Source organism: Ligilactobacillus pabuli (assembly GCF_022836475.1).
In the GTDB taxonomy this organism is placed as follows: domain Bacteria; phylum Bacillota; class Bacilli; order Lactobacillales; family Lactobacillaceae; genus Ligilactobacillus; species Ligilactobacillus pabuli.
Map to the genome: position 1 here is coordinate 1 of NZ_BQXH01000033.1, position 10259 is coordinate 10259.

The window sequence follows — 10259 nt, forward strand, 5'->3', positions numbered from 1 at the left end:
TATTGCAATTTTTGGTGGCGCAGGAACTGGGAAAACGGCCAGTAATCTTATTCCAACGCTATTAACTTACTCTGGTAATGCTTTTGTGGTGGATATTAAGCCAGAACTACTTACTAAAACGGGGCATTTACACCCCAATAAGAAAGTCTTGAATTTTATTGATCCGCAACTAGCCTATGATCCTTTGGCAGTGATTGAAAGTTATACTGATGTCGTTGATCTGGCACAAACGCTTATTCCAATCAGCCCTGATATTAAAGAACCGTATTTTAAAGAAAGTGCACAGAATATTTTGGCGAGCGCTTGTTGGGAATTTAAAAACGAAAAATCATTTAGCGAAATTGCTGAATGGTTAACAGCAAATCCTGCAGATCAAATTATTCAACACTTAGCAGCTAGTGAAAAGTCAGAAACTAGAATATTAATCAACGCCGTTGCTGGTATCAAAACGGAACAATTAGCCAGCCTAATGAACGAATTACGCAATACACTGGTAGTTTTTGCAACTGATCCTATTTTGCGCCAATTATCAGGAAACGGTGCAAGTATTACACCACAAGATATTGAAGAAAATTGGATTTATCTTGTTTTACCTGAAAGTCAGCTACAAGTGTATCAGCGTTATTTATCATTGATTGTTTCGCAATTCACACGTTATTTAACGAAACGACCTGAACATGCTACCCCAAATATTTTAATGGCTTTAGATGAATTTCCACGACTAGGCTATATGTCTGCTTTTACTGATGCTATTTCAACACTCCGCTCGCGTAACGTGTCCGTGATGATTTTATTGCAGTCATTAGCCCAATTAGACAAGAACTACCAAGAAACTGGGCGTAAACTGATTATGGATAATATGCATTATGTTGTCGTACACAATGCCCTTGATAATACGAGCCAAAAATACTTTTCTGACCGTGCAGGAAGTAAAACAGCGGTTATTAAAAGCAGATCCTATAATGGTGGTGGTTCAACGGGTACAGTTGATGCCTTATTTGGTGGTCATTCAACTAACTATAACCAACAATCGGTGCCACTTATTCGCCCAGAAGAATTCGCTACCTTACAGCAGCCCGTCTTATACGCCTACAAGCTAGGCGTTGCACAAGTTGATAAAGCTTTTTGGTTTAAAGATGCACGTATGAAAGCAATGGTAGAAAACTAAAGAGCTTAAATAAAAACATCGTTGCGCACATTATTGTGGTAACATTGTTCGCAATGAAGGAGGAATTGAGCATGAGGGTTTATTCTATGAAGGATATTGCAGAGGAAATCGGCAAAGACAAATCCAATGTTTATCGTTATATAAAGAAAAACAATATTGCGCACACTGATGTAAAAGAACGCACATTATTGTTTAACGCAACGCAGAAAAATACCATTATAAAAGGCATGACAAGCAATTCAAACGATGACGTTGCACAACGATCGCAACATGACCAGCACAATGAACATCATAGCGAAACAGATAATAATACTGATCAAATTATTGCTACTATGCAGGACAATATTAAAAACTTAAAAGAACAAAATGCTTTGTTAGCCAAGCAGCTGGAGAGCAAGGATAAACAACTTGACGAGGCACAAAAATTAATTGATCAACAACAACAATTAAACCTATCAACCCAGCGTCTTTTAACACAACAAAACGAACCACAGGAAGTTAAGCAGCAAACACAAACTAAGCAAAAAAGTACTGAACAGACACAAGAGTCAGAAGAAAATAATGATTATCAAAAAAAAGCCACCAATAAGAGCTTTTTTAAGCGCCTTTTTGATAACTAAAAGGAGTGAATTTTAATGGCAAACTCACAACAATATCCTGATTTATATCAATTTACACTCGAGGAAAATCGGCGCTTTACACGCTCAAACTTTACTAAATTAGTGCATACTAACGCACGCTTTGAAGGAGTAAATACAACCTTGCCACAGACGCAAACAATCATGGACGTATGAACATGCTATTCAGGGTTTAGATGTAAGGGAAAATAAAGAAAAAAACTAATGTCAGATTTTAAATATCAAAGCAATGGTCAATCGGATAGGGATGCAAAATGATAAAGCAAAAAATTGTAGATTATTTAACTAACAAAGAAATCGACTTAACTCCTGAGGAACCAAATAGACAAGAAATGCTACGACGCTTTCATGAAGATTATGGATATCCTATAGAACTTATGGAAACAGAATTTGGAGTAAAAAAAAGTCCGTCAGATGTACGGAGATCTGTCCCAGCTGACATAGCAATTTTTGACTCAGCTGAGGATAAAAAAAACAAGAAACCAAAAATATTTGTCGAAACCAAAAAGCCAAATTACTCCGCAGGTAAGGACCAATTGATGGATTACATGGCATTTGAGCAACATGTGTCATATGGAGTTTGGTACAACGGCGATCAAGACGACGGTCAATCTATTGCTTTTTTTAGAAAAAGATTTAGTAATAATGGAGACATTATTATTGAAGAGGTTTTAGATGTACCACTTTTTGGCTTCCAAAATATTGACGAACAAATAAAGCGTGATCAGCTCCAATCCACTAATAATTTGAAAACAGTTTTTAAAACGCTTCGCGGGTTTATGGCTGCAAATGCTAAAGGTACAACAAGAGACTCAGAGATACTTGAGCAAATTGCAATGTTAATAATTGCTAAGTTATACGATGAAAAATACCTTGTGTCAGAATACGCAAAATTTAGAGTTGTTAATGATGACCCCCAAAAGACGGCCAACGCAGTCAATGAATTACTACATGAAGCAAGACAACGTTGGGACGATGTTTTTGATGAACATGATAGTATCAAAATAGATAATCGAACTTTGATGAAAGTTGTTAGTCAGCTACAACGTTACTCACTTTCTAGTTCCCCACGAAGTGTTATTTCCGAGGCGTTTGAAAGCATAATTTCTTATGCAACAAAAGGTTCACAAGGTCAATTTTTTACACCGCAAAACGTTGTGGATTTAATGGTTTCTATAGCTAATCCGCAGAAGAATGCATCTGTATTTGATCCAGCCAGTGGAACATCAGGATTTTTAATTGGTAGTATGTTTCATGTCTGGAATAAATTATCTGATACTAAGTTAGCGCCTGGAGCCATTAATGACTTACAACAACAGTATGCTGGAAACAATCTATTTGGAATTGAAAAAGATGCATTTCTTTCCAAAATTGCAAAAGCATATATGGCTGTTCTGGGTGATGGACGAGCCGGATTATTTGTCGAGGACTCCCTAGATGAACCCCATTGGGGGAAAAACACTTCTGCTAAAATTCAAAACAAGCAATTTGATATTGTACTTACAAATCCTCCTTTTGGTAAGGACGTAAAGGTTGCAGCGGATACAAAAAAGTATTTTGAATTTGCAGACTCCATTGAATTAGCATTTATAGAAAAATCTTTGGAACATTTAAAAGATGGTGGTCTATTAGGAGTAATCCTACCAGAAACAATATTCCATGCCCCAACAAAAAAAGAAATACGAAAAAAATTATTCTTTAAACACAATATTACACACATAGTTGATTTACCACATGATACCTTTAGGCCGTATAATAATGCTAAAACAGATATTATTTTTCTTAGAAAGAACCAAAAACAACAGTCTAGTATAACAGCAATCAAAGTTTCAGAAATTGGACACGATCATTTAGGCAAAGAAAAATACACGTTAGATCAAGATAGCTTCCAATTTACAACGACTATTGCGGATGATATTCCTAACATAATTAATGAACTTTCAACAGGCATAACCGATAGTAAGTATATAAAACTATTAGATAGCGCGGAGGTTATTGATAGAGATCTACTTGTTGCACGTCCGTACTTTATATCAGAAATACAAACAAAAAATTCAATTACAATTGGTGATTTAATAAATAAAAAAGTCCTAACATATTTCGACGGTCATGGATCTCCAAAAGGATATCTTAAAGGACTCGGAGAATACCCTTACGTACGTGTAAAAGACATTGTAAATCTTGAAGTTGCTCATAACCGACTAGATGATATTCCTAAATCTGAATATGATCGATTATTTTCTACCAATAAAGCTCTCAAAGAAAAAGACATAGTTTTTGTTAGACGTGGAAGCTATAGAATCGGTGATGTCGGTATTCTATATCCAAAGGATTTAAATTCGATTTTGACACGAGAAATTTTAGTTTTACGTGTTTTAGAAAACGATTTGAATATTACGCCCTTTAATATGCTCGGAATTTTAAATTCTTCTGATGTGAGAAGACAACTTAACGATTTGGTACTTATGGACACAACATTACCAAACATAGGAGACCGTTGGAAAAATATCCATATAGACATATCTAATCCCAGCTCCCTCAAAGAACTCGATTCAGAAATGGAAAAAATGTATAAAAGCAGAACAAATTTTTGGAAATCTTATTCAGAATTATTTGGAGATTTAGGATAATGCGCTTATGTTATATGGCAAACAACTAGCCGCCCACCGATCATAACTAAAAACAAAAAGCACCCATTTCTAGGTGCTTTTTGTTTTTTGACGTTTGAGAAATGCATTCTAAAGTCATTTTAACCCGTTCAATGGATAAGTGTATATGAATTAAATGTGAAACGCCCTTTTTAAATCAATATTTATATAGTATGATTTTATAAAATATTGAGGGGATAAAAATGGGCTTATTTGAAAAGTAGTATGATGAACACAACTTAGATGAGAATAGTCAATACAGTAGCATGAGTAAAAAAGAATTAGTGATTGAGGTTGAACATTTGCATAATTCTTTATGGAACATTTTGAAATATGTTGATAACGGCGGTACAGATATAGATGTTGTTAAGGCAGAAGTATACGATGGCATGTACGAAAGTCGAATATAATAGTTAAAGCTTTACATTCAGGCCACAACTGATAAGTTGTGGCTTCTTTTTTTATGCCTTATAATAAAAGGCGTTAGCAAGTGCCATAACCTAGTGACATAAATCAAGTAAGAAAAAGAGGTATTTTTATGACTAAATACGGCTACGCACGAGTAAGTACCCCAGACCAAAAACTAGCCAATCAAATTGACCGTTTAAAGCAAGCAGGCGCAGAAATCATTTACCAAGAAAAGTTTACAGGCACAACGACCCAGCGCCCCCAGTTCAATTTATTACTGACAAAGCTAACCCCAGGCGACACGTTAATCATTACCAAGCTTGATCGTTTCGCCAGAAACACCAAAGAAGCCTTAGAAATTATTCAACAGTTATTTGCCCAGAACATTAAAGTGCAGATTTTGAACATGGGAACGATTGACAACACCCCTACAGGACAGTTGATTTTTACGATTTTCAGCGCCTTTGCACAATTTGAGCGAGATATGATTGTGACCCGAACCCAAGAGGGCAAATTATATGCCAAGAAAAACGATCCCAATTTCCATGAGGGACGCCCCAAGACGTACACAGATGAACAAATTAAATTTGCGTATGAATTGCGTCAGCAAGGTATGACTTATAAGATGATTGAACGCAAGACAGGGATTAGTGTTAGAACCCAGCAACGCCGTTTTAAAAGCATTTAAAAAAGTTACAATTTTAATTATAGTTACAGTTATAATTACAATTGTACTAAATACAACATAGAAGGATTGATCCATTATGCCATATAAAGAAGAAGCACAAGAATTAACAGCATCACGCTACTTAGAAAAAGTATTGAGAGATGTGTTTAAATTTGCTAAGAGCCTTTCGATTTAGTTTCAATAAGCAAATGAATATGGACTTTGTTTTTAAAAATAAGCATTATACGCTTATTTTTTTGCGCTCAAGTTCGCTTAACTTGCCCTGTTCGGGGAGAACTCTCCATGAAATGGTCTGCCTGAAAGGATCCTGCTGAAAGCATGCGTCAAGTGCAAAATTTGTCTTGATGAAATCATGCTTATTATGCAAAACAATTCGGCAGACAGCCCCCGTCGGGTAGACGCCATTTGCGGAATAAATCAGCAAATGGCATACGCAACGATTGGTAAAAAGTGGCTAGCATATAGCTAGTCATTTTGCCATGAGTTTGCGTAGCTAGGGGGTCAAGGGGCGAGCGCTAGCGTCCCCTTTGCAAGCACCACATCAGACACGTAAGTGGCTAGCATGTGGGTTGCTTGCCAAACCCCGTGAATTGATTTATTATGTGAGTAGAAACCCTTAGGGTTTCACGAGCTTAATCAATCAATTCACTTGCCTGAAAGGCAAAACAAAGGGGGTGGGGGTTGTGAGCGAACAACACAATATGGCTATCTATCTATCCGATAAACAACCCAATCGGAAAGACAGTCGGCAAATCAATTTTAGAGTGAGCGAGCAGGACTATTTAAAGCTTTCGCAATCTGCGAAAACTTTAAATATGTCCGTGCCTGCTTTTGTCAAAAAGAAGGCACAGGGGGCGCGGATCGTTGCCCCTAAGATTGGCGCAAAAGAAGCGCAAGAGTTAGCCCGTCAATTAGCAAAAATTGGGGGTAATCTCAACCAATTAGCAAAACACGCCAATCAGGGGGGCAACGTCCCCGCCCAAGCATTGCAGGAACTTCAAAGTGAGGTGGCAAAGATATGGCAACAACTCACATAAAGCGGTCTGCAAGTGCGTCACGGCTTGTCAATTATGCCGAAAAACGTGCGGTCTTAAAGGACGGACTAAACCTTGATGTGAACTATGCTAAAAGTCAATTTAAACAAGTCCGTGAAGTGTACGGTAATCAAGGTAAAACACAAGCCTATGCTAGTCGTATTTCGTTTAGTCCAAAGGAATTTGACCCTAAAAACGAAATCGACCAGAAAAAAGCTCTCGATATTGCCAAAGAAGTGTATCAAAAGACTTATCCTAATCAACAGGTGGCGCTATATGAACATGCTGATACGGACGCCTTACATATTCACGCTGTCATTGGGGCAATTGACTTGGAAACTGGCAAGAAAATGCATGGAAACTGGCAAGAATATCGTGAAAAATTAGTCCATAACACTGACGAAATTGTGCAAGAACATGGTCTAGCAGTAACCCAAGTTGACCCTGAACGGTACGAAAAACGGTCTATGGCAGAAATTAAAATGCAAGACCGCGGACAACCGACTTGGAAAGACCAAATCAGACAAGCAGTTGATAGTACCATGTCTAATCAGCTTGTACGCGATTTTCAGACGTTTAGAGACGATTTAAAGCAAAAAGCAATAGATGTCTGGGAACGAGGCAAAGACCTTACCTACCAGCTCACAGGCACGAATTATAAAGCCAGAGGAAAGAAACTCGGCACAGCTTACGAAAAGGGGGAAATTTATCATGAGTTGGAAAGACGTACCAGAGACCAAAGAGATACCAGAAAACCAGATACAAACCGAATTAACAGCACTCAATCAAACTTTGAAAGAAATCAGAAACTATCAAGGCACACAAATTCAACTTCAGAGCAAACAACAAATCGAGTTGACCGAACAGCTCCAACAAATCGAACAAACCAGCCAACACGTCAATCAAGCCTTTCAGACGACCTTGAACAATTTAGAAAGCAACAACAAGACCAGCAAAGAACAATTAGTCGTGACGCTCAAAAACGCGCAAAAACAGTTCAACGAGCAAACAATGACCGTCAATCAACAAACAATCGCCGAACTCAAGCAGATAAACAGCGCGCAAAAGAGCAACAACGATACCCTGAAAATCTTAAGCGACAGCATAAACCAGACCGTTCAAAAGACTATGGACCAAGTCGCTAATCGTTTGTCTACTGAAATTGACCGAACACATAAAAATATGAGCTGGTATGAAATTAAAAATTATCTGTACGCGGTTATCCCGACTGGTTTGCTCTCAGGGATTGTATTTTGGCTTTTAACACATTTTTTTGCTTAAAGGATATAAAACATCAAAGGTGTACTGAAATGGCTTAGAATACGAAATAAGGACGATTGGGAGGGTTTAAAGAAATGAAAGAAGTCGAGCAGATTGAACAATTGTTAGTTGACCCTTGGACGGTTGATATTCAAGGCCTTTGGGAACAAGCCCTGCATAACCCTGACCCTGATAAACGGAAACTTTTTGATGCCCTACACACGTATGTTTTAGATAAGCGTCAGGAACAAATTATTAACGAAAAAAAATTTGTGATTTAAAGCAGGGAGTGAATAAAAGTGGCAACGAGAAAAGAATATTTTGCGGATAGGATAACGAACTATTTGGTGGAATTAAACAACGTAAATTTCAATGCTCAAGCGAAAAAATTTAATCAAGCCGATTATCAAGAATATTTGGCAGAGTGGGCAGATGTTTTAAAATCTTTACATGATTGTTCAACTGAATTTGCTAAGGAAAACTTGAAATAGAATTCTACCTAGCTGTTAGTCAACGGTAAATCGAATTAGAGGGGCTTACTGCTTTAGCAGTTAGCCCCTTTTTGAGGCTTTAAGGAGTTGACTAACTCTACTCAACTGAAAAGCCTGATGCACTGGAAAGCAAACCTTTGCTTTCCCGAGCCCGACTGGCGGCGAAGTCATAGCGATCAAGCTGGCTTCAGCTTGGTCGGGGTTTGGGGCGACAGCGCCCAAGGTCTTTTTAATGTGGCGCTTGCGTCACACCTTTTTGTTTTTAGCAAAGGAGCCTTTAGGCGACTGCGCAATGAGCGAAGCGAATGAAGAAAAATGTGAGAGCTTGTCTCTCACTCCTTAGTTGTGTTTGGTGTTTGATTTTTCTATATTGAGGGCGCAAACACAACTCTACGCGCGTACCTAATTTATATTATAATTCTTTTATAATTCTAAATACTTAGGAAAGACGGAATGGCTTTACATCAACGTTTATAGCACTAATAGAACCCCAAAAAGCACACGACTCAACACCAAAAAGCACACGACTCAACACCAAAAAGCACACGACTCAACACCAAAAAGCACACGACTCAACACCAAAAAAATAAAAAAACTTTATTTAGGGGCATTTATTTGTTATAGTGTACTAAACGAAAATTATTTGGTGATAAGAAAGGAGAATATTGATGGCCGATGTGCGTAGCTATTTATGGAAAAATGATCGAAACTTCAACGAAGAAGATTTTGAACAACAACAATATTTTCAAGTTGCTGAACATAATGATTTAATTACGAAAGCCCGTCATGATTTAAATGCGCGTGAATTAAAGATTATGGACTATGTTATTTCTAAAATTAAACCTGATGATGAGCATTTCAATGTTATACAGACGTCAATGTATGAGTTATCAAATGTTTTGGACTTAAAACGCAGTGGACGGACGTATTCACAATTAGCGCAGAATTTAGATGATATGCGCGCAAAAAGCATTCGTATTTATAGTGAAAAAGAACGCCGTATTACTATGACTGGCTGGTTTGAAGTTGTTGATCTTTGGGAGAACGGCAAAGTAAAACTTAAAATCAATGAACGTTTTGCTCCGTTTTTATTGAAACTAAAGGATAAAGGACACTATACCCAATATTATTTAGTTGATACGGTCAAGCTTAAAAGTAAGTATTCCATTATGCTTTATAAACTCATGCGTGAAGCGGATAAGGACAATGGTAGTAAGATTGCGATTGTTCAAGGAACCCCTCAAGAATGGAAAACATGGTTAGGGGCTCCCGAAAGCTATACGTACGGACGTTTAAAAGATAAAATTTTAAACCCAGCTATTGAAGAAATTAATCTTGAAATTGAGGATATGGACTTGTCTTTATTTCAAGCGCGCCGTGGTCGTTCAGTGGTTCAAGTGGAAATTCACAACAACTTTATTCGTAATCGGCTCTTTTAATATAAATAAGGGGGGGATTTAATGACTGATTTGATAATTTTTGCCGTATTAATCGTTTGGTTAATCTATTTACGTGTACGTAATGCAAAACAATCTGGTGGTCATACTGATCATAAAGTTTTTTCTTTCCGAGCAATTATTTTCCCAATCCATTATTTTATCCGTAGTACAGTTTTTACAGCCTTTAAAAGCAATGGCTTAGCTTTTTTTATTGTCTTTATAACTGGAGGTTTCACTTTTTTGTTAGCCATGCCTCTTTGGTATATTAACGAAAAAGCTAGCATGATTTTTTTGGCTTATTTAGCAATTAGCTGGATAGCTTGCCTCTTTCCACAAAAAACATCTTTAGTTTCTGGAGACTTAGGAAAAGCTTTCTTTCTTGATAAAAATACTCTTAAAAAGGGTGGTTTATTAAGTAATAGCGGGGTTGTATTTGGTAAAAAAGGTAATCAGCTTGTTGCCAAGCCTGCATCTATGGAAGGTAA

At 37.3% G+C, this 10259-nt stretch carries 10 protein-coding genes and 2 pseudogenes; all 12 read left to right on the forward strand.

Going from position 1 to position 10259, the window contains the following annotated elements; all coding sequences use genetic code 11:
* The coding region (locus LPAF129_RS10600) for a type IV secretory system conjugative DNA transfer family protein (RefSeq protein WP_244057007.1) at nt 1-1168 on the forward strand (1168 nt) is incomplete at its 5' end.
* Nucleotides 1169-1254: 86 nt separating this feature from the next.
* Nucleotides 1255-1788, forward strand: coding sequence for a DUF536 domain-containing protein (locus LPAF129_RS10605; RefSeq protein WP_244057009.1), 534 nt, complete (start codon nt 1255-1257; stop codon nt 1786-1788).
* A gap of 15 nt (nt 1789-1803) precedes the next feature.
* A pseudogene (locus LPAF129_RS10610) lies at nt 1804-1956 on the forward strand (filamentation induced by cAMP protein fic); the annotation flags it as partial.
* Between the two features lie 104 nt (nt 1957-2060).
* Entirely contained in the window at nt 2061-4436 is a 2376-nt protein-coding gene (locus LPAF129_RS10615) for an N-6 DNA methylase (RefSeq protein WP_244057011.1), read from the forward strand.
* A gap of 284 nt (nt 4437-4720) precedes the next feature.
* A complete protein-coding gene (locus LPAF129_RS10620; protein ID WP_244057014.1) occupies nt 4721-4864 on the forward strand; it encodes a hypothetical protein in 144 nt (47 codons plus the stop codon).
* A 128-nt stretch (nt 4865-4992) separates the two neighbouring features.
* Complete coding sequence (locus LPAF129_RS10625; RefSeq protein WP_244057016.1) at nt 4993-5550, forward strand: recombinase family protein; 558 nt, start codon at nt 4993-4995, stop codon at nt 5548-5550.
* A 683-nt stretch (nt 5551-6233) separates the two neighbouring features.
* Nucleotides 6234-6587 carry a MobC family plasmid mobilization relaxosome protein gene (locus LPAF129_RS10630; RefSeq protein ID WP_244057019.1) on the forward strand — a complete coding sequence of 118 codons (354 nt, stop codon included), beginning with the start codon at nt 6234-6236 and terminating at the stop codon, nt 6585-6587.
* Nucleotides 6569-7729, forward strand: coding sequence for a relaxase/mobilization nuclease domain-containing protein (locus tag LPAF129_RS10635; RefSeq protein WP_244057022.1), 1161 nt, complete (start codon nt 6569-6571; stop codon nt 7727-7729). Before LPAF129_RS10630 ends, LPAF129_RS10635 begins: the two co-directional genes overlap by 19 nt.
* A 210-nt stretch (nt 7730-7939) precedes the next feature.
* Complete coding sequence (locus LPAF129_RS10640) at nt 7940-8125, forward strand: hypothetical protein (RefSeq protein ID WP_244057023.1); 186 nt, start codon at nt 7940-7942, stop codon at nt 8123-8125.
* An 18-nt stretch (nt 8126-8143) separates the two neighbouring features.
* Nucleotides 8144-8335, forward strand: coding sequence for a hypothetical protein (locus LPAF129_RS10645; protein WP_244057026.1), 192 nt, complete (start codon nt 8144-8146; stop codon nt 8333-8335).
* A gap of 668 nt (nt 8336-9003) precedes the next feature.
* Complete coding sequence (locus LPAF129_RS10650; protein ID WP_244057028.1) at nt 9004-9774, forward strand: replication initiation protein; 771 nt, start codon at nt 9004-9006, stop codon at nt 9772-9774.
* Nucleotides 9775-9795: 21 nt separating this feature from the next.
* Nucleotides 9796-10259: pseudogene (locus tag LPAF129_RS10655) on the forward strand (type IV secretory system conjugative DNA transfer family protein); the annotation flags it as partial.

Excerpts from the sequence above, each read along its gene's own strand:
- LPAF129_RS10620 (WP_244057014.1), top strand. The coding sequence starts at position 4,721 with ATGAGTAAAAAAGAATTAGTGATTGAGGTTGAACATTTGCATAATTCT.
- LPAF129_RS10635 (WP_244057022.1), top strand. The coding sequence starts at position 6,569 with ATGGCAACAACTCACATAAAGCGGTCTGCAAGTGCGTCACGGCTTGTC.
- LPAF129_RS10650 (WP_244057028.1), top strand. The coding sequence starts at position 9,004 with ATGGCCGATGTGCGTAGCTATTTATGGAAAAATGATCGAAACTTCAAC.
- LPAF129_RS10615 (WP_244057011.1), top strand. The coding sequence starts at position 2,061 with ATGATAAAGCAAAAAATTGTAGATTATTTAACTAACAAAGAAATCGAC.
- LPAF129_RS10605 (WP_244057009.1), top strand. The coding sequence starts at position 1,255 with ATGAAGGATATTGCAGAGGAAATCGGCAAAGACAAATCCAATGTTTAT.
- LPAF129_RS10625 (WP_244057016.1), top strand. The coding sequence starts at position 4,993 with ATGACTAAATACGGCTACGCACGAGTAAGTACCCCAGACCAAAAACTA.
- LPAF129_RS10640 (WP_244057023.1), top strand. The coding sequence starts at position 7,940 with ATGAAAGAAGTCGAGCAGATTGAACAATTGTTAGTTGACCCTTGGACG.